This window comes from Halorubrum salipaludis (genome assembly GCF_002286985.1).
Taxonomy (GTDB): domain Archaea; phylum Halobacteriota; class Halobacteria; order Halobacteriales; family Haloferacaceae; genus Halorubrum; species Halorubrum salipaludis.
In genome coordinates this window covers 392,716-416,826 of record NZ_NSKC01000003.1, presented here as the reverse complement: position 1 = coordinate 416,826, position 24,111 = coordinate 392,716, and the positions used below count along the sequence as shown (strand labels likewise).

Here is a 24,111-nt window from a genome sequence, read left to right as displayed (position 1 = left end):
TCACTCCGCGGGCTCGACTTCCAACCGCAGCCGCAGCGGGGCGCCCGCCGCGAGCGCCGCCACGAGGTCCCGATCGAGGTCGGCGGCCGCCCCGTCGCCATCGACGAAGATCGTGCGCTCGTCGTCGGTGTAGTCGCTCGTGCGCCCGACCATCGACCGGTCGTCGAGGAGCGCGAGGTCGGGGTCGCCCTGACCGACGATCGCGTCGACGTGCGCGGGGTCGTCCACGTCGACCGCGTCGTCGCTCGGCTCGCCGACCGCGAACGTCGCCGTGATCGTCGCGTCCGGGTCCCGACACGCCTCGCGGAACGCGGCGGCGAAGTCGCGCGGCGTGCGGTCGGCCTCGACCCCGACGATGCAGTCGCCCGCGGGAGTGAGCCAGTCGTCCGTCGTCAGCTCGACGGTGCTCGCGTGCTCGGCGGTGACGTGTTCGTGGCCGACCGCGCGGACGACCTCGATGAGGGCGCCGTCGGCCGACGGGTCGCCGGCGGCGGTCTCGGGGTCGTTCGGGTCGTCGCGCTCGGCGTCTGCGTCGCTCATGTCGCCGGGTCGGCGGCGGCGCGCCAAGTGACTACCGTCTCGAGCCGAGGGGACGGGGACGACTCAGACGTCGGCGCCCTCGGCGAGCGCGGGGATCAGCCGTGCGGGGTTCTTCGCGAACACGCGGCGCATCAGGTCCTCGGAGACGTCGAGGGTGAGCACCTCCATCACGCCGACGTTCGGGTGTACGTCCGGCGCCCCGGAGCCGAAGAGGACGCGGTCGGGGTGTTCTAAGACGCCGCGCTCGAGCACCTCGCGGTACCGCACCGCGCTCGTCTCGACGTACAGCCGGTCGTGCACCTCCAACAGGTCGAGCGTCTCGTTCATCAGGTCGGCGTCGAGGGGGTAGCCGCCGAAGCTGGCGAGCACCACCGGCATGTCGTAGCCGAGCAGCTCGCGCTCGACCGCCTCCGGCGGGAACTCCCTGCCGGCGTGGACGATCACGGGGAGGTCGGCGTCCTCCAGCCGGGCGAGCACGTCCTCGTTCGGGAGGCCGTCGGCGTGCGGGACGAGGGTGAACCCGTGGAACCGGTCGTCGTAGGAGTACTGCTCGACGTCGTCGGGGCGGGCGTGGTGGTCGTCGCGCTCCGCGCGGAGGTTCCTGACCGCGGAGAGGGGGCCGCTCCCCGGATCCCGGGGACCGTTGAGTCGGGCGAACGCGACGAACGGGCGGTCGATCGAGAGCCGCGCGACCGCGTTGTTCGCGCGGAGGTAACTCTGCCCCGCCGCTCGCCGGCCCGGGCTCGCGACCGCGCGGACGACGCCAGCCTGGAGCATCTCGCGTTCCAGCAGCTCGGGGGAGACGTCCCGCCCGTGGGTCGCGACCGACGACTCGTCGGGGTCGAGCGTCGCGCGGGTGTCGACGATCCGGAAGTCGTGTTCCAGCCCGAGCATCTACCGGTCCCTCTCAGCGGATCCGCATGTGCCTGTCGGTCTCACGGGACGCGCGCCCCGTTCGCGGCGCCCCCGTTCGCGGCGCCGCCCCCGGCGTCGCGGTCTCCCTCCTCCCCCCTCACGGCCCCGCGGTCGAGACGATCTTCACCACGTCGCCCTCCGAGAGCTCGTGGCCCTCGCCGATCCGGCGCGAGGAGCGCGCGTCGACCGCGTGGAGGTATCCCTCGCCGATGTCGGTGTGGACCGCGTACGCGAGGTCCGGCGGGGTCGCGCCCGACGGGAGGAGAAAGGCGTCGGGGAGGACGTTCCCGGTCCCGTCCGTCCACTTCGAGGCGTCCTGCACGGGGTAGACGGTGATCCGGTCGAGCAGGTCGTACACCGCCGCGTTCAGCGCGGTCTGGACCCCCGTCCCGCCGTGTTCGGTCATCGCGCCGCGGATCGCCTCCAGCCCCTCGCGCTGGCCGTCGGAGACGTCGCCGACCACGTCGAACCCCTCGTCGCCCGGGTCGTAGTCGACGACGCCGGCCTCCGCGGCGCGGCGCAGGCCGAGCTCCCCGTCCGCCGTGGCCGGGACCACCGGCTTGTCCGTCCCCTCGCGGAGCCGGTCGATCGCCCCCTCGGGCGCGGCGTCGACCTTGTTGGCGACGACGACGATCGGCTTGGTCCGGCGTCGGATCGCCCGCGCGAGCGCCTCGCGGTCCTCGCCGGTCCACGCCTTCGGGTCGTCGGGGTACTCCAGCTCGCGGAGGACGGCCGTCACGTCGTGCTCCGTCGCGCCGAACCCGGTCAGCAGGTCGGTGACCGCCGCCTCCAGGTCGAAGTCCGGCGAGCGGGATTGTCGCTCGACCCCCTCCCAGTTGCGGTCGACGATCCCCGCGAGCCACAGGTCCATCTCCTCCTCGATGAAGTCCACGTCGTCGAGGGGGTCGTGGGCGCCGACCTCCACCGGCTCGCCCTCCGCGTTCGTCGCGCCTGAGGCGTCGACGACGTTCAACACCACGTCTGCGTTCGTCAGCTCGTCGAGGAACTGGTTGCCCAGGCCCTTCCCCTCGTGGGCGCCCGGCACCAGCCCGGCCACGTCGAGGAGCTCGACGGGGACGTACCGCTTCCCGTCGCGGCAGTTCTCGTTGCCGCACCGCTCCTCCCGGTCGAGGCAGGGGCACTCGGTGCGGACGTGCGTCACGCCGCGGTTGGCGTCGATCGTCGTGAACGGGTAGTTGGCCACGTCGACATCGGCCATCGTGGCGGCGGTATAAAAGGTGGACTTGCCGGCGTTCGGCTTGCCCGCGAGCGCGACCGTGATCATGGTGGTGGGTCGCGGCCGGGCGAAAAGCGCCTTTCGGTCGGACTCGGTGAGGTGAACGACAACAGCCACGGCGGATTCGTTTCCAGCCTCAGTCGGCGCGCGCCTCCGAGGCCGCATCGCGGCCGAGGAGCGCCGCGCGAGGGAGTCAGTCGCCGGAGCGAAGCGACGGCGACTGACGAGGCTGGGGAGGTGTGAGGAGCTGTGCGGTCGCAGGGGTGGGACTCGAAGGGGCAGTCGCGAGGGCGAAGCACGCCGCAGCAAGCACCGCAGCGAGTGAGAAACGCGAACGAGCGAGGAGCACAGCAAGGCGCGCGAGCCGTCGCGACTGGGGCTTCGGCGATCTCAGTCACGGGGGTACTCTCGGCGAAACCGATCACGAACAGCCAAGCGACCGGGGGATTTGGAGGCGTTCACCGCCGATCTGCGGTCAGTTACTCGGCTTTGCTGAACCTTTCGTAATCCGCTTCGAGCCGTTCTATTCGTGCCCTCGTCGGTGGATGCGTCGAGAACAGCCGACGTTTGAATCTCGTAAACCCTGCGAGACGCCCTGCCGGATCAACCGCATCCGGCTCAACGATTGCGAAGGCCGCTATCGATGTTCGTCGGAAATCGGTGGTTGGGCGCTCGTCGAGCGAGCTATCGATTGTCTTGAGCGCCGACGCGAGGGCTGCTGGCTCACCGGTGATCGCAACCGCCCCGCGGTCGGCAGCAAACTCACGCGTACGGGCGAAAGAGGACGACAGTAACCGAGAGAGTATCCAGAGCGGAAAGACAAGCGTGAGACCGACGGAGAGGACGGCGTCAGTGTAATCCGCACGGCTGACGACGCCGTGTTTGATTCCAGTCGTCGGACCGCGAAGTAGCTCTGTGACGCGTTCGGCGGCGGCTACCGGCTGGGTCGCGGAAGTCATGACCGCCGCGTCGTGATTCTTGACGTGAGCAACTTCGTGCGCGACGACTGCGCGTAGCTCCGGCTCCTCAAGCGCGTCCAGCAGCCCCTCGCTGACGACTAACCGAGACGTACGGGCGGTGAAACCCGTGGTCAGTGAGATCGGCGTCTCCGTCGGTGCCACGTAGATCGTGGGGACCGGGACGGAAACCTGGTGTGCGATGTTGCGAACGGTCGAACGCAGCTCCGGATACTCCCCCTCCGACACTCGCTGTGCACCGGTAATCGCGATTGCGTGGTCGGGTGCGTTACGCTCACCCCACAACAGGGCACTCAAAATAATGCCTGATACGGAGATGACCAACACAGTACGTATGTCCCCGGTAAAGAGGTCGGCTCCGCTACCGCCGAGGGTCCACAGAGTGACCGCGACGAAGAACACGACGATTCCGCCGGCAAGCGCAGCCGCGAGCGTCGTCAGAAGTAACACCGACAACGAAAGCACGATCCACAACTGTAACCGCCTGTTCGGGGACCATTCCATAGAAATACGCACGGATGAGTTTATAAAAGAGTTTAGTCGAATCCACCGAACACCGATCGAGGAAATTCTATTGCGTCGCTTCGCTCGGGACTGACACGGCCGCTACGTAAGTGTGTGAATTGCCCGGTTCCGGAGTAATTATTCCTTCCCACCCGTTGTATCGACCACCTGGGGCTTTGCGGTGTTCCTCGCTGATTTCCTATCCGTTATTTATAACCAAACGGCGGAAATCGCAAGCGATCACTCCCCCGACGCGGATTTAAAAGTCTACTTCCGAGCGACGATCCGGAGCACGTCCTCGTCGGCCAGCTCGTGGCCCTTGCCGACCTGCTGATCGTCGTGTTTCGCGCTCGGTCCCGACACCCGGGCGAACTTGAACCGCTCGTCGAACTCGCCGCCGATCTTCGTGCAGGCGTCGCCGACGGTGTCGCCCTCGAACAGGATCAGCGGCTCCTCGTAGTCGACGCCGCGGCCCGGCTTGTCCATGTAGATCCGGATGAGTCCGAGCTCCTCCCAGAGCCGCTCTTTGAGCCCGTCGAGCCCGCGCTCCATCTCCGCGGAGATAAAGATCACGTCGTCGGGGTCGAGGTCGCGCTCGCGGAGCTCCGCCTCGACGGTCGGGAGGTAGTCCCTGTCGATGAGGTCGGCCTTGTTGACGGTGACCATCGAGGGGAGGTACTCCCGGTTGTCCATCACGGCGTCGACCAGCTCGTCGATCGTGAGGTCGTGGGGGATCGTCACCTTGGCGTTGACGTAGCCGTACTCGCGGAGGACCTGTTTGACGGTGTTCTCGTCGAGGCTCACGTCATCGCTCATGGTCACCCCGATCCCGTCTTTGTGCGTCTTCCGGATGTTGATGTTCGGGGGCTCCGTGTCGAGGCGGATGTTGGTGTTGTACAGCTCCTCGCTCAGGCGGTCGTACTGCTCGATCTCGAAGACCGAGAGGACATACACCACCAGGTCCGCGGTCCGAACGACGGAGAGCACCTCCTTCCCGCCGCCGCGGCCGCCCGCGGCGCCCTCGATCAGGCCCGGCACGTCGAGGATCTGGATGTTCGCGCCGCGGTACTGCAGCATGCCGGGATTCACGTCGAGGGTGGTGAACTCGTAGGAGCCCACCTCGCTGTCGGCGTTGGTGAGGGCGTTGATGAGGGTGGACTTGCCCACGCTCGGGAACCCGACTAAGGCGACCGTGGCGTCGCCGTGCTTCTCGACCGCGTAGCCGTGGCCGCCGCCGGCGGAGGACTGGTTCTCCAGCTTCTCCTTTTTCTCCGCGAGCTTCGCCTTCAAGCGCCCGATGTGTGCCTCCGTGGACTTGTTGTAGGGCGTCTCGGCGATCTCCTCGCGGAGGTCCTCGATCTCTTCCTCCAGTCCCATTGGCGTACAGTCGGCCGGTCGTCTCGTTAAAGGTGTTCCTTCCGGCTCGCGACCTCAGCGCTTCCCCTCAGTGGTCCGGATTTCTGGAGGCCGCGCCGCTCGCGCGCACTCGATACGCGAACCGGCCGCGATCCACGGCCCCACCGCGGCGTCGATTCGGCAAACTTTCGACACGATTATACCCGTTTACCGCGAGAGTCGACACGTCGAATGCCCGATCCGTCGAGCCTCCGTGACAGCACGCAGATCGTCCTCCCGCGCCGCGCGCTCGACGGACTTCGGGACGGCGTCCGCGAGCGGTTCACCGTGACGGTGGTCGAGGGCGACGACCACTATCGGATCATCGGGAGTCCGGTCGAGATCAAGGCCGCGAGCGACTACCTCGCGCGGAACGGCGTCGCCGTCGCCTGACCGGCCAGCCCTCATCGCCGTCTGACCGATCAGGCCTGACCCACCGGCGGCGGTCGGGAGCGGGCGGTTCGAAAATGAGACTGTTCCTTCGAAACGACGATCCACACCGAAGTTACAGCTTTCGCTCGGAGTCCAGAGAAGACGGAAGTGCGGGGAGAGGACCGATCGGCCGAGAAGCGCTATCCGACGACTATCCGATGATCCCGACGAGCAGCTGGGCCGCGATGAGCACGAGGAACACCAGCCCGGCCGCGAACGAGCCGGCCGCGACGCCGTGAGCGTTTCCGAGCCCGCGGCCGCGAGTGCCGAAGTACGCGCCGAGGAAGACGAAGCCGGTCAACAGGAGGCCGACCGCGGCGTACACGGCGGTGAGGAGACTCCCGGAGAGCCCTTCGGGCAGTCCGAAGTTGCCGACCGCGAGGACCGCGACCGCGCCGATGCCGACCGTGACGGCGACGAACGCGACCGCCCAGACCGCCGGCGTCCGGGCGACGTCGCCGAGGGTCGCGACCACCGCGTCGTATCTGCTGGTCGATCCGGCGCCGGGAGCGGTTCGCTGTCCTCCGATCTGCGCGACGGCGACGAAGGTGGCCACGACGAGCAGCCCCATCAGTGCCGTGCTCAAGAGCGTGAGTGAGACCATGGTGAGTTCGTTGTTAGGCGGTCCGTTCCCGCGTACAAATAGCCTTCGTATGTTCGGCCGATCGACTTCCGGGTGTTCCGTCGATCGGCTCCCCATCGCTCCGTCGCAGCTCGGGGCGACCGGTCGACACGCCCCGCTGAAGGTGACTCTGCGGGTCGCCACGTGGGGCGCTTCTCGCTCCGCTACACAAGAGCTAAGTGCGCCTTCGCTAAGGTGGGTACAAGAGCAGAGTGACGAACATGATAGATTCACTTATCCTGCAACAGGGGAGCGACTGGCGCGCGCAGGCGGAGGTCTTCGACGAGATCTTCTTCGTCTTCCTCGCGTTAGGGACCCTCATCGGAACCATCGTCGTCGCGTACACGCTGTGGAACGTGTACAAGTACCGCGACGACGGCGGCGAGCCGAAGGAGGGCTTCGACGCGCCGGAGGTCGGCGAGCTCCCGACGGGACAGGGCGGTCCGAAAGCCAAGAAGCTCTTCCTGTCGTTCGGGTTGAGCGCGATCGTCGTCATCAGCCTCGTCGTGTACGCGTACGGGATCCTCCTCTACGTCGAGGACGGACCGGACGCCGACGAGGACAACATCGAGATCGTCGTCGAAGGGTACCAGTACGGCTGGGACTACGAGTACCCGAACGGCCACACCGAGACGGGTGAGCTGGTCGTGCCCGCCGATACGCGGATCGACATCTCGGTGACATCACGGGACGTGTGGCACAACTTCGGCTCGTCGGAGCTGCGGATAAAGTCCGACGCCATCCCCGGAGACACCAACACCAACTGGTTCTCCGTCAGTTCCGAGGAAGTCCAGGCGCAGGGCGGCGAGGCGACGTTCACGGTCGAGTGCTTCGAGCTCTGCGGTCCCGGCCACTCCGCGATGGAGGGCCAGATCACCGTCATCCCGCAGGACGAGTGGGAGACGTGGTACGAGGGGACCGACGGCGACTCCTCCAACGTCGAGGGCGGCGCGAGCGTCGACGGCGCCGCGAGCGTTAACGCCGCCGCCATCGGAGGTGTGAGCGCATGAGCGAACTTCCCCCGACGACCTCCGTCAAGCGCTGGTTCGTCACGACGAACCACAAGGACATCGGCATCCTGTACACGATCACCGCGCTGTTCTTCCTGCTGTTCGGCGGCGTCCTCGCGCTGCTGATCCGCATGCAGCTGTGGGACCCGACGAGCCAGATCCTCTCCGGGCTGGCGTACAACGAGGCCGTCACCGCGCACGGACTGATCATGGTGTTCTGGTTCCTCTCGCCGTTCGGGTTCGGCTTCGCGAACTACTTCGTGCCGCTGCAGATCGGCGCCGACGACCTCGCGTTCCCGCGCCTGAACGCGCTCTCCTACTGGATGTACCTGTTCTCCGGCATCCTGCTGGGGATCAGCTTCTTCCAGGGCGGGACGCTCGACGCCGGGTGGACGATGTACGCCCCGCTCAACATCCCGATGTACACGCCGAGCATCGGGTCGACCGGGGCGGTGCTCGCGCTGTTCATGTTCGTCGTCGGCATCACGGCGTCGACGGTGAACTTCCTCACGTCCATCCACCACTCGCGCGCCGAGGGGATGGGGATCATGGATATGCCGATGTTCACCTGGTCCATCCTCGCCACGGTGTGGATGATGCTGTTCGCGTTCGCGGCGCTGCTCGCCGTGGGCCTCATCCTCGCGTCCGACCGCGTGCTCGGGAGTGTCTACTTCTCCGCAACCGAAGGCGGCTCCCTGCTGTGGGGGCACCTCTTCTGGTTCTTCGGCCATCCGGAGGTGTACATCGTCTTCTTCCCGGCGCTTGGGGTCATGTTGGAGCTGTTCCAGACCTTCTCCGGGCGGCGCCTCGTCGGCCGGAAGTGGGTGATCATCGCCATCTGTCTGATCTCGGTCCAGTCGTTCCTCGTGTGGATGCACCACATGTTCCTGACGACGATCAACCTGGAGATCAAGACGCTGATGATGGCGACCACCATCGGGATCTCGCTGCCCTTCGACCTCGTGGTGTTCTCGCTGATCTACACCCTCATCAAGGGCCGCATCCAGTTCACGACGCCGTTCCTCTTCGCGTTCGGGGCGCTGTTGCTGTTCATCCTCGGCGGCATCACCGGGGTGTTCCTCGGCGCGATCGTGCTCGACTACGAGTTCCGCGGCACCTACTGGGTGGTCGCGCACTTCCACTACGTGATGTTCGGCGGTGCGACGGCGCTGTTCGGCGGGGCCTACTACTGGTTCCCGAAGGTGACCGGGAAGATGTACGACGAGCTCCTCGGGAAGATCCACTTCGTCGTCTTCTTCATCGGCTTTAACGCCGTCTACTTCTCGATGTTCCTCGGCTGGGAGACCCCCCGCCGGGTGTTCGAGTACAACCCCGAGTTCCAGATCTACCACCAGTTCGGGACGATCGGGGCGTTCGTCCTCGGGCTGTCGTTCTTCATCATGTTCTACAACTTCGCGAAGTCCTACGTCTCCGGCGAGCCCGCCGGCGACAACCCGTGGGATTACTCGCGGACGGCGGAGTGGGCGATCTCCTCGCCCCCGCCGCTCGAGAACTGGCCCAACCGCCCCTCGTACGCCTCCGGTAAGCTGGAGTTCGTGAAGGACTACGTGCCCGACGGCGGGCCGGCCGTGAAGGCCGACGCCGACGGCGACGCCGCGACCGACGGCGGCGACAGCCACGAAGAGCACATCACGGAGTACCCGTACTGGGACAAACACCCGAGCCACGCGAGCATCTGGCCGTTCGCGATCTCGCTGGCGCTCGGTATCCTGCTGCTCGGGCTCTCCGGCTTCAGCGAGTCGGTCACGTTCATCCTGGGTGAGTCGGTGGCCCAGACGGGAGTCGAAATCTCGAACCCCGTGTACCCGGTGCTCATCGTCGTCGGACTGATCGGTATGATCTGGTCCGGCGTGAAGTGGGGGCTGGAGGACTTCTACGCGCCGCCCAGCGAGTTCGCCGAGCGGTGGCCCTTCGAGGGCGTCGAGAAGGTGAAGCTGGGGATGTGGTTCTTCCTCGCCTCCGACGTGATCGTCTTCGGCGCGTTCCTCTCCGCGGCCATCTTCGTCCGGTACAACGCCGGCTGGATGACGTGGGAGCCGCTGACGGAGTCGCTGCCCGGGCTCATCAACACGTTCGTGCTGATCACCTCCTCGTTCACGGTGATCCTCGCGCTGGTGGCCGCCCACCGCAAGAGCCGGCAGGGGCTGCTGGCCTCGCTCGGCGCGACGATCGGGTTCGGCTTCGTGTTCCTGGCGATCAAGATGTGGGAGTGGAACCACGAGATCTTCGACCGCGGCGTGACGATCAACGCCAACGCCCACGGCGACCCGATTCAGGCGTCGATCTACTACGTGACGACTGGGCTCCACGGGATCCACGTCGTCATCGGGCTCCTGATCGCCATCTTCCTGTTCGTCCGGGTGTATCAGGGCCACTACCTCGATGACGAACGGCCGATCGAGTACTTCGGCCTCTACTGGCACTTCGTGGACATCGTCTGGGTGTTCATCTTCCCGCTGTTCTACCTCTTCTGAGGTAGCGGCGGACGCCTCGGTTCCCTTTTTCGGACGCGGCTTACTCCTCCAGCGGATCGGCGCACCACTGACAGAAATCGAGCGTCGCGTCCGTGTCGCGGCCGCAGTGAGGACACGAGACGGTGTCGGTGGTCGAGTCCGGTACCGCTCCGCGCGGTTCGAGTTCATCGTCGCTCGTCCGCTCCGCATTCCGGTCGGCGGACGCGTCCGCCGCGTCGTCGCTCGACGACGACGAGTGCCGGTCGTACTCGCGGTTGTTCCGGAGGGCGAGGACGTACGCGTCGACGACGCTAGCGGCGACGACGACGAGCGCCGGGGCGATGTCGGCGACCGGTGGCCGGTCGCCGGCGGCGACCCGATCGACCGCCGCGTCGGGGACGACGAACACGAGCGTCGCCGTGACCGCCGCGTACCAGCCGAACGCGCGCGCCCATCGCCTGAGGTAGGCGTGACCGAGACCGGACACAAGAAGCGCCAGCGCTGCGGCGAGCCACGGCCGTCGCCGGTTCGGTTCGGGATCGCTCATGGCGTTCGGAACGGGCGCCAGCGCCGAGAAACTACCCCTCCCTCGGAGCGTTTATGTGGCCGAGACGCCGAACGAGGGTATGTTCGGCGTGCCGACCGGAGAGTTCCTGATCGGAATCGGATTCGCGATCGCGGGGGTCGGGAGCTGGGTCGTCGGACTCGGCGTCGCGTACCTGCTGTACCGTCGGTGGCGCGGGGACGGGCCGCGCGCGAAGCACGACGACTGAGGCGGTGTCCCGTCCGTTTCCCTCGCCCCGTTCCGGTTCGGCCACGCTTTTGAGTCCGCTGCCCGGATGACCGGTATGACCGACACGGCGCTCGTCATCGGCGGGACTCGCTTTATCGGCCGACACACCGTCTCGGACCTGCTCGCGAACGGCTACGAGGTCGGGATGTTGAACCGGGGCACCCACGAGAATCCGTTTTCCGACGACGACAGAGTGACTCACATCGAGGGGGACCGCACGAACGAGCGGGACCTCCGGACCGCGAAGCTCTCGGTCGAACCCGACGTCGTGATCGACTGCGTCGCCTATGAGCCGGCCGACGTGGAGACGGCCACGGAGGTGTTCGCCGACGTCGGCGGGTACGTGTACGTCTCGTCCGGATCGAGCTACGCCGACGAGGAGATCCCCAAACGCGAAGGGGAAACGGCGCTCCGCCCGTGCACGCCCGAGCAGGCGACCGACGACACGTCGGAGACCTACGGGAACCGGAAGGCAGAGGGCGATCGGGCCGTCTTCGCGGCCGCCGAGGAGGGCGTCCGCGCGATGGCGGTGCGTCCCTGTATCGTCTACGGCCCGTACGACTACACGGAGCGGCTCGACTACTGGATCGACCGCGTGCTCTCCCACGACCGCGTCGTCGTCCCGGGCGACGGGCAGAACCTCTGGCACCGGGCGTACGTCGAGGACGTGGCGAGCGCGCTCCGGATCGTCGCCGAGCGCGGCGAGGCGGGGCGGGCGTACAACGTGGGGGACCGCCGAGCGCTCACGCTCGAAGAGACGCTGGAGGCGATCGCCGACGCCGCCGGCGCCGACTGCGAGGTCGTCGCGGCGAGCGCCGACGCGCTGGCGGCCGGCGGGCTCGAACCGGACGACTTCGCCTTGTACCGGGAGTACCCGCACCTGCTCGACACGTGTGCGCTCGCCGATCTCGGATGGGAGTCGACGCCCGTCGACGAGGCGATGGCGCGGACCGTCGCCGAGCATCGGGAGGCCGACCGCGACGGCGCCGAGTGGGACCCGGGACGGGAGGCGGAAGAGCGGGTGCTGGGCGTGAAAGAGACGCTGTGAGTCGGCACGGCGAGCGGGCGATTCAGTACGCCGCGTCCCACCGGGACGGCTTGCGGCGGTTACCGCAGTCGCGGCACTCCATCCGATCCATCGTGTCGATGGCGACGTTCGTCCCCTCGCAGTTCCCGCAGAGGTAGCCGTAGCGCTGCGAGAGGTCGGCGTCGGCGTACGCGACGTAAAACGGGGCGTGAGAGCCGCGGTCGCTCTCGTCGAAGGCGACGTGGACGATCTCGCCGTCGTCCGTCTCGTACGTGCCCTCGGAGATGCCGGTCAGCCGTCCGATCTGTTTGCGGTACTCCCGTTCGTCGAACCGCTCGTCGCCTATCTCAACCGGGCGCTCGCCGTCGAGGTCGTACCCCTCGCGCTCGTAGAACGCCGTGCCGGCCTCGTTGTCGACGAGCACGCGCGCCTCGATGCGGTCGACGTCCGCCGCGCGCAGCTCCGACTCCACCCGTTCCAAGAGCGCGGACCCGATCCCCGACTCGCGGTGGTCAGGGTGGACGTGGAGCCAGTCGATCTCGCCGACGCGTTCGCGCCGACCGACGACGTAGCTCTCGGCGAAGCCGACGACCGTCTCGTCGACGACCGCGACGGGGAACACCGTGTCGTCGTCGCCGATGTCCGCGCCGAGGTCGTCGGGGTCGTACCACTCGTCGACCGCCTCCGCCAGCAGGGACTCGTCGACGGCGTGGCCGTAGGAAGCGATCAGCGATTCGCGCGCGATCGTCCGGATCGCGTCGATATCGTCGAGGGTCGCGGGTCGGAGATCCATACCGGCTCATTCGCGCCCGGCTACAAAAAACACACAGGCGGGACGGGTCGGAAGCGGGGAACGGCGTGCGGACGAGGAAAAAAAAACGGAGGCCGAGCGGTCTACGAGATGGAGTACGTCGCGGCGGCCATCAGCAGCATCGTGAGCGCGAGCGCGAGCGCCATCACGTAGCTGAGCGACCGGTTCTCCCACCGGAGGTGCTGGAAGTACCCGACGATGAGCAGGGTCTTGACCGTCGCGATCACCATCGTGCCGCCGAACGCCTGCGCGTAGGTGAAGTTGAGGAACTCGGCCTCGAAGAGGACGAAGTTGAGGGCCGCGGCAATCAGGAGCGCGACGTAGATCGCCGTGTACAGTTTGAGCGAATCGTCCGACATTGCTTGCTCCCACCTTCGTCCGTGTGCTTAAAGAATTAACCATCCGGGGGACGAGTCCGCGGCTCGGCGGGCCGCCGATCCGGGCGACGCCGAGCGCGTCGGGGGGTCGATCGACGGCGACGCCGACCGCGGACCCCGGAGATCCCGAAACGCCTATCCGCGGGACGGACCCACCTGACACCGGTCGCAGCCGCCGACCGGAATCACCGTGGACCCCCTCGAACCGACGGACGATCTGCTCGAATCGCTGTACGTCGTCAACAAGGTCGCGAAGCAGTTCGCCGACGAGGCGACCGCCGCCTACGAGCGCGGCGACCTCACCGAGAGCAACGTCCGTTCGGCCCGGAAGGACGCCCTCTACCGAACGAAGACGGCCGTCCTCTCCCGCGTCGTCGCCCACGACCCGTCCCGCGTCTCCGGGGAGTACCACGCGATCAACGGCGACGTGTGGCTCTTCCTCGACGTGGACGGGTGGAAGTTTCACCAGCCGGCGTACGCGATCGGCGCCGAGCTCACGGACGCGATCGACATCTCGAACTCCCGGTCGGACCCGCTCGACGCGCCGTACGTCCGCGACTCGGCCGTCGAGCGCTCGGACCGCACGTTGGAGGACTCCCTCTCGCGGCTGGCCGACGCCGGCGTCAACGCGAACGACCACCTCGCGCGCCCGACCGTCACGAGCGAGCACGACCGGATCGTCGACGTGCGGTGGTCGTTCCTCCCGTAGCCCTCGGATCGGCGCGACGAGAGCTCGACCGAGACGGCTGACCGCGTCGCTGCCGGAGCGGTGTCCTCGTCGCTGCCGGACCGGCGTCCGCCAAAAATCGAACCGCGGTTGCTGGCCGAGTCAGGCCTCGACGACTTCGATGGCGCCGAGCATCCCGACCGTCTCGTGAGGGGTGCAGTAGTAGAGCTGAATCCCGGTGTTGTCGAAGGACTGCTCGAAGGTATTGCCCTCCTCGTCGACCGCGTTTCCGCTCTCGAAGTCGGACTCGGACTCCTCGGCGGAGACCACGTTGTGCGCGCCGCCCTGGCCGGTCCACTCCCAGACGACGGTCGTGCTGGAGTCGATCCGGATCGCCGGCGGGTCGAACGCCAGCCCGTCGCTGCCGCCGCCGACCTCGACGGTGACCTCGTCCTCCCCGGTGTAGTCCATGATCGTCCCCTCGTACAGCCGGGCGTCGGAGAGGTAGTCGTCGATCTCGCTCGGAACGTCGTCGGAGCCCGACCCGCCGGAGCCGCCGTCAGACCCGTCCGAACCGTCCGATCCATCGGATCCGTCCGACCCGTCGCCGCCGTCCCCGCCGCCGGAACAGCCGGCGAGCGTTCCAAGGGTCAGCGCGGCTCCGGTTCCGGCGACGTACCGCCGCCTAGACAGTCTATCAGACATCGTTCTCCGTTACGGGTTCGAGCCTTACAAACCCCTTGACGAATCCCGGGAGGCGGGAACCGTCCGCGGGGACCGACCGGGGAGCCGCCTCGCCGTCGGCGCCTTTATTCGCGGCCACCTCCGTGGTCGACCCATGCGGGAGGACGAGCTGGCGACGCGCGTGGTCGACCACTACTCGGCCGTCCACGACGACCCCGATATCCGGCTGGAAGAGCCGTACGACGCGGCGGAGCGCCGCGGGGTCGTCGACGTGTACGTCCGCGTGCGCACGCCGGAGCGCGTCGACCACGTCATCGAGCTCAAGGGCGACGCGGCCGTGCGACGCGCGACGGGTGCCAACGAAGTCCTCCGCCAGTACCGCCGGATGGAGCGGTACTTCCACGCCGACGAGAGCCACGCGCTCCGTCCGAAGCTCGGGCGCACGGAGCCGGGCGCGCGGTTCCTGCTCTGTTTCGCGCCGACCCCGACCTGCGTCTACCACGTCGCGACCCACCGGTCGCTGTACGGCTCCGTGGACCCGGCGGCGCGGGTCGAAGACGTGCCCGCGGTGCGGACCGTCGCGTTCCTCACCGGGCTCGACGGCGACCCCGCCGACCTCGGGATGGTGTCGGTCAACGGGGACGCGCCGTTCGGCTCCGAGGCCTTTCTGCGTGCCGTGCCCGACGGCTCACGGCTGGCGGAGAGCATCCGACGGGTCGACGACGACGTGATCGAATCCGAGAACGGGGTGTAAAGCGGGAGAGAACGGGGGTGTAAAGCGGGCGAGAACGCGAGTCAGCAGTCGAGTACGCGAGTCGGCGGGCGGTTCAGTATTCCTCGTACGCGAGGTTCATCATCCACTGCGAGAAGGCGTCGGCCTGCGCGTCGACCTCCTCCTCGCCGATGAACGGCGAGAGCATGTCGCCGGCCATGAGAAGCGAGAAGTCCAGATCGCGGGGCGCGGGTTCGAGGTAGAACGTGTTGTGGCCGTCGTAGACGGTGTCCGAGCGCTGGATGAGCCCGGACTCTTCTAGCGCCTCCGCGATGCGGCTCCCCTTCCGCGAGGAGACGTCGAGTTCCTTCCAGAAGTCGCTCTGGTGGATGCCACCGGTCTCGCGGATGAGTTCGAGGCCGGCGTGTTCGTCCTCCGAGAGGTCGGCCTCGAGTTCGGACACGCTCATACCGTATCGGGCGCCCGCGAGTCGCTTAAAACTGGCTTTCCGCGCCGTCGTCGCCGCTACGCCGATCCATCTCGTTCGGTGGACTGAGAGTCACCCGCCGCACCCGATCCGAACCCCGCCGGCAGCGACACCGGATCCGCGGGCGTCTCGCAGGGCGGACCGTCCGCGTACGCGAACTCGGCGGTCGCCTCCGGGTCGGGTGCGGTCCGGATCCGTGTGAACGACCGCGTGCCGAAGCCGTCGCCGTGGAGGCAGGCGCCGTACTCGTGGTCCGCGAGCGTCGCGCTCGCACGGTCGAGCCACGCCGCGCCCGACTCTCCTGGTCGGGGCGCCGTCTCGGCCGCCACCGCCCGCGCGCTGTCGGCGCGCTCCGCGCCGAACTCCCGTCGCCGGTCAGGGATCGCGAAGCGCTCGGTGCCGTTGACCACGCCGCCGACGTTGCCGACGACGTGGACGCCCGGATCGAGGCGGGTGATCGCCAGTCCGCCGTCGTACGAGAGGCAGAACGCCGCGGCGGCGTCGGCAAGCACGAGGTTGAAGCCGTCGTACGACCGGGTTTCGAGGTCGCGTTCGACGGCGCGAACGGCGTCCTCCGCGGAGTCGGCCTCCAGGCAGTCCCGGACGAGCAGCCCGCGGGACCGGTCTCCCTCGCGGTCGGCGTCGAGCCAGCGGTTCGTGACCGCGGCGACGACCCCGGACGCCGAGAGCCCGATCCACGTCCCTCCGGCCTCGGCGTCCCGAGGGGCGACGTAGCTGGCGTCGTCGCTGCCCGCGGTGCCGCCGTCCCCGCCATCGCTCCCACGGAGGGCCGGCGGTTCCGAGGGGCGGTCCAGCGCCTCGTCCCGGTTCGCCGCGAGCGCGATCGGCGCGTCACCGAACGTCCGCCAGGCGAGCGTGAGCGTGCACACGGCGGCGATCCGGCGGCCGACGACGAAAAACCCGCGGTCGACTGAGCGAACAGTCTTTACTCAGAATAAAAGAAATCTTTTGGTGGCTGGCCGCCAAGGCCGTTACATGAAGGCCATCGCCGTGTACGACGGGACGGACGAACCGGTCGTGACAGAGAAGCCGCGACCGGAGCCGGCGCCCGGAGAGGCGCTGGTGCGGACCCTTCGGGTCGGCGTCGACGGGACCGACCACGAGGTCATCTCCGGGGGACACGGCGGCTCCCCGGAGGGGGAGGACCACCTCGTGTTGGGCCACGAGGCGGTCGGCGTGATCGAGGAGCCGAACGACACCCCGTTCGAGGTCGGTGACGTCGTCGTGCCGACGGTCCGGCGACCGCCCAACGGGGCCAACGAGTATTTCGCGCGCGGCGAACCGGACATGGCGCCGGAGGGGCGATACCACGAGCGCGGCATCGTCGGCGCCCACGGGTTCATGGCGGAGTACTTCACCAGCCCCGCGGAGTTCCTCGTCGAGATCCCGCCGGCGCTGGCCGAGTGGGGGTTCCTCGTCGAGCCCGTCTCGATCGCGGAGAAGGCGATCGAGCACGCCTACGCCAGCCGGTCGGCATTCCACTGGGAGCCGGAGTCGGCGCTAATCCTGGGCAACGGCTCGCTCGGGCTGTTGACGGTGGCGACCCTCGACAAGGAGTTCGACCGGATCTACTGTCTCGGGCGCCGCGAGCGACCCGACCCGACGATCGATATCATCGAGTCGCTCGGCGCGACGTACGTCAACTCCAACGAGACGCCGGTGCCGGCGGTTTCGGCGGCCCACGAGCCGATGGACTTCGTCTTCGAGGCGACCGGCTACGCGCCCCACGCCTTCGAGACCATCGAGGCGCTGGCGCCGAACGGGGTCGGCGCGCTGCTCGGCGTCCCCGGCGACTGGGAGTTCGAGGTCGACGGCGGGCGGCTCCACCGCGAGTTCGTCCTCCACAACAAGGCGCTCGTCGGGAGCGTCAACTCCGGCTACGAGCACTTCGAGGCCGCCGTCGACTCGCTGTCCCGGCTTTCCGACGCGTTCCTCGACGATCTCGTCACGGGCGTGCACGGGCTCGACGACTTCGAGGCCGCGTTCGCGGATGACGACACGACTATTAAAACGGCGGTCGAATTCGGCGCATATGAAGAACGTTGACGACCTGATAGACAGCGCGGCCGAGCTCGCGGAACACGGCCTCTCGAAGGGCGAAATCGCCGACGAGCTGAACGTTTCCCGGGAGACCGCGAGCTGGCTCGTCGAGCGCGGCGGCGGCAACGACGCGGCGGCCGAGGCCGCGGCGTCGGCGTCGACCGCCGACATCCACGTCGACTGGTCGGCCCTCGGTCGAGACTCGACACGGCTCCGGTACGCGGCAAGCGCGATGGCCGACCTGCTGGCCAAGCAGGGCGAGGAGGTCGACCTGACCGTCGGCGTCGAGAAGGCCGGCGCGCCCCTCGCGACCGCGGTCGCGAACCAGCTCGACACGGACCTGGGCACGTACGCGCCCGCGAAACACCAGTGGGACGAGGGGGACATCGACGAGCAGGGCGGCGGCTTCTCCCGGAACTTCGCCGCGATCCGCGACCGCGACTGCTACGTCGTCGACGACATCATCACCTCGGGGACGACGATGCGCGAGTCGATCGAGGCGATCCGCGAGCAGGGCGGCGAGCCCGTCGCCTGCGTCGTCTTGGTCGACAAACGCGGGTACGACGAGATCGACGGGGTCCCGGTGTACTCGCTCGTCGACGTGGTCCGCGTCGACCGCGAGGAGTGAGGCCCGGCGAAACGCCCGGGGACCCGGCGCGTCGTCGCTCGATCCCGCACGGAATCCACCGCCGTCGCGCCGATCCCGTGCGGAACCCATTTGCGTCGCGGGCGCGTACCGGGGTACATGACGTTCCAACCCGAGACCGACGCCGACCCGGACGAGATCGCGTCCCGCGTCGAGGAGACGATCGCCGACAACGACGTGGTGCTTTTCATGAAGGGGAACCGCCTGATGCCGCAGTGCGGCTACTCGAAGCGCGCCGTCGAGCTGATCGGCCAGCACGTCGACGAGTTCGAGACTGTCGACGTGCTGCCGGCGCTTCCGCACTACCGCGAGGCGCTGGAGTCGCACAGTGGCTGGGAGACGATCCCGCAGACGTTCGTCGACGGCGAGTTCGTCGGCGGGAGCGACGTGCTCGCCGAGCTCGACGAGCGCGGCGAGCTGGCCGCCGAACTGGGCGCCGAGTAGTCGGCGCCCTCCGCGCGCCCCGACACCCGTCTCGGTCCGCCGAAGGGGCGTTCCATGGGCGTTCGGCGCCGCGTCGTCCCGATGCGCTTCGCACCCGATCCTCGGATGTCGAAGGGCAGGCGATATAAACCCACGGACCGTAGACGGGGCAGGTGCAGCAGTCGCCGCTGCCGCCGCGCCGATCGGTTCGACCCACTTCACCCAACCAACAATGACAGGCCGCGTGTTCCGACTTCATTCGACGCTCGAACTGCCACTCGAAGACGTGGAGACGTACTTCGAAGAAGATCCCGACCTCCCCCCGGAGATCGACGACATCGACATCACGCGTCGAAACAACACACTCATCATCAAGGCCCTGTCCGACGACGAGTCGATCAGCAAGTACACGCCGACCGCCCAGCTGAAGGCGTCGGTCACTGAGACGCGCGTGTGGGAGGAAGAGCCCCCGCGCGCCGGCGGCCCGCAGTGGATGGACGACGAAGAGGAGGAGATCCCCTCCGAACTCGTCGAGTTCGCCTGCTTCAAGGGCGACCGCGAGACGGTCCTCCAGAACTCCGCGCTCCAGTACCCGATGTTCCTGGTCCTCCGCGAGATCGCGACCCGCTCGGAGAAGGGGACCCTGACCGCGATCACCGAGGAGGACGGCGAGCTAGAGGCCACTCGGATCGTCGAGGGCGAACCGCGCCCGGCGAGCATCGAGGTCGTCGAGAGCCCGCAAGGGGCGGGCGACGGCGACGGCGGCGTCAACTGGCGCGACAACGAGTTCATCTCGGACTGACGCGACGGTCCGACTCGGATCGACCGATCTTCTCGCGTTCGCCGCGACCCGACAGCGCGCCGCACGTCAGTCCCGCTCTCATTTCGTGTCAACTGAAAGTAGATTGTTTATTGTTATCACGTGTATTTATAATGATTCTTGATTGAATGTCAGATATGCCACAAGCGTCAGACGTCGTCGACGAGCTGAGTAGAGTGGACGAGATCGCGTTCCCGGAGTTCACCCACAAGCTCATCAGCGACACGTTCGACGCGACCGTGTCGTCGATGATCCGCCAACAGGAGGCGTACGCGGACCTGCTCGAACAGGTCTCGGCCAGCATCGAGCAGTTCGAGGCGGACAACGTCTCGGAGGAGGAGGTCGACCACTGGATCCAAGCCAACGGCCCCATGGAGGATGGCGAATCGACCATCGGAACCCCGGAGGAACCCGGTGAACTCGACGAGGAGGCCGCCTCGCGGATGGAGCCCAAGCTCCGGGACCCGATGGAGGACCTGGAGGTGTCGTCGCTGCCGACGGGGAGCCTAGAGCCGGGCGACGTCCGGCAGATCCGGCGGCTCGTGCGGCGGAAGATCTCCCGGCCGCGACAGGAGGCCCTGGAGGAGCTCGTCGAACAGGGGATCGTCCGGGTCGTCCTCGACGACGGGACGATCGAGACCCGACTGAAGTTCGAGGCGCGGGGCCGGGAGAGCGACACTGAGACCGAGAGCCAGCGCGAGCGCACCCGGTCGGGGTTCAGCGGCTCGGGCCGGCTGCTCACCTCGATCGTCGGCGTGGGGATCGGCGGCGGCTACCAGTCGATCGACGTGTCGACCCAGCGGGAGCGGCGCGAGCGCGACGTGGAGGTCGAAGGCGAGATCTTCGGCCGCGTCGAGCTCAACCTGCGCGGCGACTACCAGCCGCTTCGGGTCCCGGAGACCCGGCCCGAGGAAGGGGAGACGGAAGTCCCGCCGCCGCGGTGACCCGTCGCGATGGCCGACCTCTCGACGCTGGTGACGGGCGTCGTCCTCGAGAGCACGAAGGGCGTCGCGGCCGCCGAGGTGGAGGCGGCCGCCGAGCGCGCGTCGTTCCGCGAGTCGCTCGACCGCGACCCGACCGCCTTCGCCGACCGGGAGGCGATCGAGGCGTTCCTCCGCGAGCGGTTCCCCCCGTTCGGGCGCGACCCCCGGACGGTGCTCGAACCGTACGTCGATCCGGATCTGCTCCGGAAGGCGCTCTCGCGGTGGGAGCCGGGTGAGACCGCCGTCCGACCCGGCAGCCCCTACGTGCACCCGGATCGGTTTCCCGCGGGCCCGCTCTCCGAGACGCCGCCCGTGGAGCGCGTCCTCGGCGTGGAGCTCACCGAGCGGGAGCTGGAGGTCGTCGGGGACCTCGCGCTGTTCACCCGATCGGCGGTCAGGCGGGTCCGCGACGCGGCCGCCGAGCGCATCGGTCGCCGCGAGCTCGCCGCCCGTCGGAGCGTCGCCGAACAGGGGTACCCCCGCCCCGTCGTGGAGGGGATCGACGTCGAGACGAAGGTGACGTTCGGCGGCGAGATCGACGCGACGCCGTTCGACGCGCGCTACGCCGAGCACGCGGTCGCGGGCGGGATCGGAACGGTCAGGACAGAACTCCACTTCGAGGACGAGAGCGGACCGTGACGCTCCCGCTCGACGACCTGATGCGACGGGCCCACGCGCAGCTCCTGGCCGCGTCCGTCGACATCGACGAGGAACGAGAGGCCGTTCCGGGGCGGTCGATGGCGCTGACCGAGGTCGACCTGGAGGTCCCCGTCGGCTTCCTCGCGGAGCCCGTCGACCCGGCGAGCGTCGAGGAGAGTCCGCCCGAGCTCCTCGTGACGTTCGAGGAGGGAGACGGGTGCATCTCGCTGTCGTTCCGCCTCCGACCGCCGCCGGGCACCGGCGACGCAGAGGAGCCCGCCGGCGGCGGTCGAGGGACGGGAGACGACGCCCGCGCCGACGGCCCGAGCGGCTCCGACGGCGGTCGCGGCCGGCCGCGGCGCCCGCACTCCGAACGGGGTCGCTCGGACGCCGCCCGACGCGTCGGAACGCTCGGACGGGTCGGGTCGGCTTCGAGCGGCGCGACTGCCGGCGAGGCCGTCGAGACCGCCGAAACCCCCGAGTCAGCAGAGACCGACGCGACTCCCGGGGACGGCCGAGCGACCGCCGAGGACGGCCGAGCGGCCACAGGAGACGGGACGGAGGGCGGGGAGAGGTCGGCGGTCGAGGAGCTGATCGGGCTCGGCGCCCGGCCGCGCACGGCGCGACTCCTGGCGCGGCACGGCCCCCCGGTGGAGGAGGTCGCGTCGGCCGGGGTACACGAGCTGCGGGCGTCGCTCGAGGAGGCGCTTCGAGACGAAGACGACGGGACGGCTACGGCGGGAGCCGAACGTTCGTCGGCGCCCGTTCCCGACGTTCGGGAGCTCTCGCGGATCGTCGCCGCGGCGGCCGAGCGGGAGTCGTAGGCGGTCGGGAACCGGCGCCCATTTAGGCGTCTCGGCCACTACCGGTGGTATGACCGACGACTGGGTGAGCCTCTTTTCGGGCGGGAAGGACTCCTCGTGGGCGCTGTACCGCGCGCTGGAGGAGGGCCTCGACGTCTCGCGGCTCCTGACGGTCCACCCCGCGGGCGACTCGTACATGTACCACACGCCGGCGACCCACCTCGCCGAACTCGCGGCCGAGAGCGTGGGCATCGACCTCGTCGAGGTGTCGCCCGACGATTTCGGCGCCGACGACGTCGACGACGCCGGCGCGCAGGGCGACGCGGAGCTGGAGCCGATGGAGGCCGCGCTCCGCGAGATCGCCGCGGGTGACGGCGTCGACCTCGCGGGCGTCACCGCGGGCGCGGTCGAGAGCGAGTTCCAGACGAACCGCATTCAGGGGATGTGCGACCGGCTCGGGATCGATCTGTTCGCGCCCCTGTGGCGCGAGGACCCGGTCGCACTCGCCGAGGCGATGTTCGACGCCGGCTTCGAGATCCGGATCGTGCAGGTGGCCGCCTACGGCCTCGACGAGTCGTGGCTCGGCCGGCGCTACGACGCCGACGCGCTCGCGGAGCTCGTCGACCTTCGCGAGGAGTACGGGGTCCACCCGCTGGGCGAGGGCGGCGAGTTCGAGACGTACGTCGTCGACGGGCCGCACATGGACCGGCGGATCGACATCGAGTACGACGCGGTGTGGGAGGGCGACCGCGGCCACGTCGAGATCCGGGACGCGCGGCTGGAGTGACGGATCGTTTCGCGGACGGCGCTACGGCCAGTTTCCGGCCTGATCGGCGGCGTTTACGATCCGCTCGATGGCGACGACGTACGCCGCAGTCCGGAGGTTCGGCGCGTCGTTCGCCTCGTAGCTGTCGACCAGCCGATCGAACGCCTCAGTGATCACGCGCTCTAACTCCTCGTTCACCCGCTCTTCCGTCCAGTGGAACCGCTGTCGGTTCTGGACCCACTCGAAGTACGAGACGGTGACGCCGCCCGCGTTCGCGAGGATATCGGGGACGACGTACACGTCCTTCTCGGCGAGCACGTCGTCGGCGTCCGGGGTGAGCGGCCCGTTCGCGGCCTCGACGATCACGTCGGCGCGCACGTCGACGGCGAGGTCGCCGTCGATCGCGTTCTCCAGCGCGGCCGGCACGAGGAGGTCGACGTCGAGCGTCAGCAGCTCCTCGTTGGTGACCGCCTCGGTCCCCGAGAACCCGCCGACGGTGCCGGTCTCCGCCTTGTGGGCTTTCACCGCCCGCGGGTCGACCCCGTCGGGCGCGTGGATCCCCCCGGCAGAGTCGGAGACCGCGACCACGTCGGCGCCGAGGTCGTCGAGCAGCGCGGCGGCGATCGACCCCGCGTTCCCGTACCCCTGCACGGCGACCGTCGCGTCTGCAATGTCGCGGTCGAGCCAGTCGAACGCCTCTCGCGCGGCGAGGGCGACGGAGCGCCCGGTCGCCTCGACGCGCCCCTCGCTGCCGCCCGAGTCGAGCGCCTTCCCCGTGATGACGCCGGGGGCGGTCGTGTTTTCGAGGGTCTCGTAGGTGTCTTTGATCCAGTTCATCTCCCGCTGGCCGGTGTTGACGTCGGGGGCGGGGATGTCCCGGTCCTCGCCGATCAGCGGGCGGAGCTCCGTCGCGAACGCGCGGGTGAGCCGCTCCAGTTCGGCCTCCGAGTAGTCTGCGGGGTCGATCGCGATGCCGCCTTTCCCGCCGCCGTACGGGACATCGACGACGGCGCACTTGTACGCCATCCACCCGGACAGCGCCTTCACCTCGTCGCGAGTGACGCCCGGGTGATACCGGATGCCACCCTTGTACGGGCCGCGGTCGCCGTTGAACTGCGAGCGGTACGCACGGACCGTCTCCAGCGTGCCGTCGTCGCGCTCGAACGTCAGGTTCGTCTCCAACACTCGCTCGGGGTTCTTCAGGCGGGTGAGCACGCCCGGCGGCGCGTCGAGGAACGCCGCGGCGTCGTCGACCTGCTCTTGAAGGCTCTCGAAGGGATTGGCTTGGCCGGTCATGACTGATTCT

Annotated in this window: 28 protein-coding genes; 15 read left to right on the top strand and 13 right to left on the bottom strand. The window is 68.5% G+C overall.

Annotation, left to right across the window (positions count from 1 at the left end):
- From CK500_RS07575 to CK500_RS07555, 5 genes are all read right to left on the bottom strand, one after another.
- Complete coding sequence (locus CK500_RS07575) at positions 1–540, bottom strand: DUF371 domain-containing protein (RefSeq protein WP_095636629.1); 540 nt, start codon at positions 538–540, stop codon at positions 1–3.
- Between the two features lie 63 nt (positions 541–603).
- A complete protein-coding gene (locus CK500_RS07570) occupies positions 604–1,434 on the bottom strand; it encodes an amidohydrolase family protein (RefSeq protein ID WP_095636628.1) in 831 nt (276 codons plus the stop codon).
- Positions 1,435–1,552: 118 nt separating this feature from the next.
- Positions 1,553–2,740, bottom strand: coding sequence for a redox-regulated ATPase YchF (locus CK500_RS07565; protein WP_095636627.1), 1,188 nt, complete (start codon positions 2,738–2,740; stop codon positions 1,553–1,555).
- Between the two features lie 431 nt (positions 2,741–3,171).
- Entirely contained in the window at positions 3,172–4,173 is a 1,002-nt protein-coding gene (locus CK500_RS07560; RefSeq protein ID WP_095636626.1) for a M48 family metallopeptidase, read from the bottom strand.
- 267 nt (positions 4,174–4,440) lie between these two features.
- A complete protein-coding gene (locus CK500_RS07555; protein ID WP_095636625.1) occupies positions 4,441–5,550 on the bottom strand; it encodes an OBG GTPase family GTP-binding protein in 1,110 nt (369 codons plus the stop codon).
- Between the two features lie 210 nt (positions 5,551–5,760).
- Here CK500_RS07555 and CK500_RS07550 point away from each other — a divergent pair, with 210 nt between their 5' ends.
- Positions 5,761–5,961: a VNG_1110C family protein gene (locus CK500_RS07550; protein WP_095636624.1), complete on the top strand. Its 201-nt coding sequence runs from the start codon at positions 5,761–5,763 to the stop codon at positions 5,959–5,961.
- Positions 5,962–6,151: 190 nt separating this feature from the next.
- Here the strand turns inward: CK500_RS07550 and CK500_RS07545 are convergent, their stop codons facing one another.
- Positions 6,152–6,604 carry a hypothetical protein gene (locus CK500_RS07545; RefSeq protein WP_095636623.1) on the bottom strand — a complete coding sequence of 151 codons (453 nt, stop codon included), beginning with the start codon at positions 6,602–6,604 and terminating at the stop codon, positions 6,152–6,154.
- Positions 6,605–6,843: 239 nt separating this feature from the next.
- Between CK500_RS07545 and coxB the strand changes: the two genes are divergently transcribed.
- Together coxB and CK500_RS07535 are read left to right on the top strand one after the other, a co-directional pair.
- Positions 6,844–7,632 carry a cytochrome c oxidase subunit II gene (coxB, locus tag CK500_RS07540; protein ID WP_095636735.1) on the top strand — a complete coding sequence of 263 codons (789 nt, stop codon included), beginning with the start codon at positions 6,844–6,846 and terminating at the stop codon, positions 7,630–7,632.
- Entirely contained in the window at positions 7,629–10,127 is a 2,499-nt protein-coding gene (locus CK500_RS07535) for a cbb3-type cytochrome c oxidase subunit I (RefSeq protein ID WP_095636622.1), read from the top strand. The genes coxB and CK500_RS07535 overlap by 4 nt, the downstream gene beginning before the upstream one ends.
- Positions 10,128–10,167: 40 nt before the next feature.
- On the opposite strand, the gene CK500_RS07530 is transcribed toward CK500_RS07535, so the two are convergent.
- On the bottom strand, positions 10,168–10,653 hold the full coding sequence (locus tag CK500_RS07530) for a DUF7575 domain-containing protein (protein WP_095636621.1): 486 nt from the start codon (positions 10,651–10,653) through the stop codon (positions 10,168–10,170).
- 79 nt (positions 10,654–10,732) lie between these two features.
- Between CK500_RS07530 and CK500_RS17365 the strand changes: the two genes are divergently transcribed.
- Both CK500_RS17365 and CK500_RS07525 read left to right on the top strand, forming a co-directional pair.
- The gene (locus CK500_RS17365; RefSeq protein WP_198951524.1) at positions 10,733–10,879 is read left to right on the top strand and encodes a hypothetical protein; all 147 of its coding nucleotides are present in this window, start codon (positions 10,733–10,735) and stop codon (positions 10,877–10,879) included.
- Positions 10,880–10,954: 75 nt separating this feature from the next.
- A complete protein-coding gene (locus CK500_RS07525) occupies positions 10,955–11,947 on the top strand; it encodes an NAD-dependent epimerase/dehydratase family protein (RefSeq protein WP_095636620.1) in 993 nt (330 codons plus the stop codon).
- A gap of 22 nt (positions 11,948–11,969) precedes the next feature.
- Here CK500_RS07525 and CK500_RS07520 read toward each other — a convergent pair whose 3' ends face one another.
- Both CK500_RS07520 and CK500_RS07515 read right to left on the bottom strand, forming a co-directional pair.
- Complete coding sequence (locus CK500_RS07520) at positions 11,970–12,719, bottom strand: GNAT family N-acetyltransferase (RefSeq protein ID WP_095636619.1); 750 nt, start codon at positions 12,717–12,719, stop codon at positions 11,970–11,972.
- Between the two features lie 101 nt (positions 12,720–12,820).
- Entirely contained in the window at positions 12,821–13,096 is a 276-nt protein-coding gene (locus CK500_RS07515) for a cytochrome C oxidase subunit IV family protein (protein ID WP_095636618.1), read from the bottom strand.
- A 208-nt stretch (positions 13,097–13,304) separates the two neighbouring features.
- Between CK500_RS07515 and CK500_RS07510 the strand changes: the two genes are divergently transcribed.
- A complete protein-coding gene (locus CK500_RS07510) occupies positions 13,305–13,823 on the top strand; it encodes a hypothetical protein (RefSeq protein ID WP_095636617.1) in 519 nt (172 codons plus the stop codon).
- 120 nt (positions 13,824–13,943) lie between these two features.
- Here CK500_RS07510 and CK500_RS07505 read toward each other — a convergent pair whose 3' ends face one another.
- A complete protein-coding gene (locus CK500_RS07505) occupies positions 13,944–14,486 on the bottom strand; it encodes a halocyanin domain-containing protein (RefSeq protein WP_095636616.1) in 543 nt (180 codons plus the stop codon).
- 133 nt (positions 14,487–14,619) lie between these two features.
- On the opposite strand from CK500_RS07505, the gene CK500_RS07500 reads away from it, so the two are divergent.
- Positions 14,620–15,219, top strand: a complete 600-nt coding sequence (locus CK500_RS07500) for a hypothetical protein (protein ID WP_095636615.1) — start codon at positions 14,620–14,622, stop codon at positions 15,217–15,219.
- 73 nt (positions 15,220–15,292) lie between these two features.
- Here the strand turns inward: CK500_RS07500 and CK500_RS07495 are convergent, their stop codons facing one another.
- Both CK500_RS07495 and CK500_RS07490 read right to left on the bottom strand, forming a co-directional pair.
- Complete coding sequence (locus CK500_RS07495) at positions 15,293–15,646, bottom strand: helix-turn-helix transcriptional regulator (RefSeq protein WP_095636614.1); 354 nt, start codon at positions 15,644–15,646, stop codon at positions 15,293–15,295.
- Positions 15,647–15,702: 56 nt separating this feature from the next.
- A complete protein-coding gene (locus CK500_RS07490; protein ID WP_095636613.1) occupies positions 15,703–16,554 on the bottom strand; it encodes an NRDE family protein in 852 nt (283 codons plus the stop codon).
- Between the two features lie 106 nt (positions 16,555–16,660).
- Between CK500_RS07490 and CK500_RS07485 the strand changes: the two genes are divergently transcribed.
- The 8 genes from CK500_RS07485 (at position 16,661) to CK500_RS07450 (ending at position 22,826) form a co-directional block, all read left to right on the top strand.
- Entirely contained in the window at positions 16,661–17,731 is a 1,071-nt protein-coding gene (locus tag CK500_RS07485) for a glucose 1-dehydrogenase (protein WP_095636612.1), read from the top strand.
- Positions 17,718–18,353, top strand: a complete 636-nt coding sequence (gene gfcR, locus CK500_RS07480; protein WP_095636611.1) for a transcriptional regulator GfcR — start codon at positions 17,718–17,720, stop codon at positions 18,351–18,353. The genes CK500_RS07485 and gfcR overlap by 14 nt, the downstream gene beginning before the upstream one ends.
- A gap of 117 nt (positions 18,354–18,470) precedes the next feature.
- Positions 18,471–18,815 carry a glutaredoxin family protein gene (locus CK500_RS07475; protein WP_095636610.1) on the top strand — a complete coding sequence of 115 codons (345 nt, stop codon included), beginning with the start codon at positions 18,471–18,473 and terminating at the stop codon, positions 18,813–18,815.
- 211 nt (positions 18,816–19,026) lie between these two features.
- The gene (locus CK500_RS07470) at positions 19,027–19,596 is read left to right on the top strand and encodes a DUF7110 family protein (RefSeq protein WP_095636609.1); all 570 of its coding nucleotides are present in this window, start codon (positions 19,027–19,029) and stop codon (positions 19,594–19,596) included.
- A 155-nt stretch (positions 19,597–19,751) separates the two neighbouring features.
- On the top strand, positions 19,752–20,558 hold the full coding sequence (locus CK500_RS07465; protein ID WP_095636608.1) for a hypothetical protein: 807 nt from the start codon (positions 19,752–19,754) through the stop codon (positions 20,556–20,558).
- 9 nt (positions 20,559–20,567) lie between these two features.
- Positions 20,568–21,236 (top strand): hypothetical protein, encoded by a 669-nt coding sequence (locus tag CK500_RS07460; protein ID WP_095636607.1) that lies wholly within the window; start codon positions 20,568–20,570, stop codon positions 21,234–21,236.
- Positions 21,233–22,060, top strand: coding sequence for a hypothetical protein (locus CK500_RS07455; protein WP_095636606.1), 828 nt, complete (start codon positions 21,233–21,235; stop codon positions 22,058–22,060). The genes CK500_RS07460 and CK500_RS07455 overlap by 4 nt, the downstream gene beginning before the upstream one ends.
- Positions 22,061–22,109: 49 nt before the next feature.
- Positions 22,110–22,826, top strand: a complete 717-nt coding sequence (locus tag CK500_RS07450; RefSeq protein ID WP_095636605.1) for a diphthine--ammonia ligase — start codon at positions 22,110–22,112, stop codon at positions 22,824–22,826.
- Positions 22,827–22,847: 21 nt separating this feature from the next.
- Here the strand turns inward: CK500_RS07450 and CK500_RS07445 are convergent, their stop codons facing one another.
- Entirely contained in the window at positions 22,848–24,101 is a 1,254-nt protein-coding gene (locus CK500_RS07445) for a Glu/Leu/Phe/Val family dehydrogenase (RefSeq protein ID WP_095636604.1), read from the bottom strand.
- Positions 24,102–24,111: the final 10 nt, after the last annotated feature.

Coding starts and splice junctions, on each gene's coding strand:
- CK500_RS07550 (WP_095636624.1), top strand. CDS start 5,761: ATGCCCGATCCGTCGAGCCTCCGTGACAGCACGCAGATCGTCCTCCCG.
- CK500_RS07560 (WP_095636626.1), bottom strand. CDS start 4,173: ATGGAATGGTCCCCGAACAGGCGGTTACAGTTGTGGATCGTGCTTTCG.
- CK500_RS07505 (WP_095636616.1), bottom strand. CDS start 14,486: ATGTCTGATAGACTGTCTAGGCGGCGGTACGTCGCCGGAACCGGAGCC.
- CK500_RS07575 (WP_095636629.1), bottom strand. CDS start 540: ATGAGCGACGCAGACGCCGAGCGCGACGACCCGAACGACCCCGAGACC.
- CK500_RS07450 (WP_095636605.1), top strand. CDS start 22,110: ATGACCGACGACTGGGTGAGCCTCTTTTCGGGCGGGAAGGACTCCTCG.
- CK500_RS07485 (WP_095636612.1), top strand. CDS start 16,661: ATGAAGGCCATCGCCGTGTACGACGGGACGGACGAACCGGTCGTGACA.
- CK500_RS07525 (WP_095636620.1), top strand. CDS start 10,955: ATGACCGACACGGCGCTCGTCATCGGCGGGACTCGCTTTATCGGCCGA.
- CK500_RS07535 (WP_095636622.1), top strand. CDS start 7,629: ATGAGCGAACTTCCCCCGACGACCTCCGTCAAGCGCTGGTTCGTCACG.
- CK500_RS07520 (WP_095636619.1), bottom strand. CDS start 12,719: ATGGATCTCCGACCCGCGACCCTCGACGATATCGACGCGATCCGGACG.
- CK500_RS17365 (WP_198951524.1), top strand. CDS start 10,733: ATGTTCGGCGTGCCGACCGGAGAGTTCCTGATCGGAATCGGATTCGCG.
- CK500_RS07565 (WP_095636627.1), bottom strand. CDS start 2,740: ATGATCACGGTCGCGCTCGCGGGCAAGCCGAACGCCGGCAAGTCCACC.
- CK500_RS07470 (WP_095636609.1), top strand. CDS start 19,027: ATGACAGGCCGCGTGTTCCGACTTCATTCGACGCTCGAACTGCCACTC.
- CK500_RS07475 (WP_095636610.1), top strand. CDS start 18,471: ATGACGTTCCAACCCGAGACCGACGCCGACCCGGACGAGATCGCGTCC.
- CK500_RS07570 (WP_095636628.1), bottom strand. CDS start 1,434: ATGCTCGGGCTGGAACACGACTTCCGGATCGTCGACACCCGCGCGACG.
- CK500_RS07555 (WP_095636625.1), bottom strand. CDS start 5,550: ATGGGACTGGAGGAAGAGATCGAGGACCTCCGCGAGGAGATCGCCGAG.
- CK500_RS07530 (WP_095636621.1), bottom strand. CDS start 10,653: ATGAGCGATCCCGAACCGAACCGGCGACGGCCGTGGCTCGCCGCAGCG.
- gfcR (WP_095636611.1), top strand. CDS start 17,718: ATGAAGAACGTTGACGACCTGATAGACAGCGCGGCCGAGCTCGCGGAA.
- CK500_RS07495 (WP_095636614.1), bottom strand. CDS start 15,646: ATGAGCGTGTCCGAACTCGAGGCCGACCTCTCGGAGGACGAACACGCC.
- coxB (WP_095636735.1), top strand. CDS start 6,844: ATGATAGATTCACTTATCCTGCAACAGGGGAGCGACTGGCGCGCGCAG.
- CK500_RS07515 (WP_095636618.1), bottom strand. CDS start 13,096: ATGTCGGACGATTCGCTCAAACTGTACACGGCGATCTACGTCGCGCTC.
- CK500_RS07545 (WP_095636623.1), bottom strand. CDS start 6,604: ATGGTCTCACTCACGCTCTTGAGCACGGCACTGATGGGGCTGCTCGTC.
- CK500_RS07445 (WP_095636604.1), bottom strand. CDS start 24,101: ATGACCGGCCAAGCCAATCCCTTCGAGAGCCTTCAAGAGCAGGTCGAC.
- CK500_RS07465 (WP_095636608.1), top strand. CDS start 19,752: ATGCCACAAGCGTCAGACGTCGTCGACGAGCTGAGTAGAGTGGACGAG.
- CK500_RS07460 (WP_095636607.1), top strand. CDS start 20,568: ATGGCCGACCTCTCGACGCTGGTGACGGGCGTCGTCCTCGAGAGCACG.
- CK500_RS07500 (WP_095636615.1), top strand. CDS start 14,620: ATGCGGGAGGACGAGCTGGCGACGCGCGTGGTCGACCACTACTCGGCC.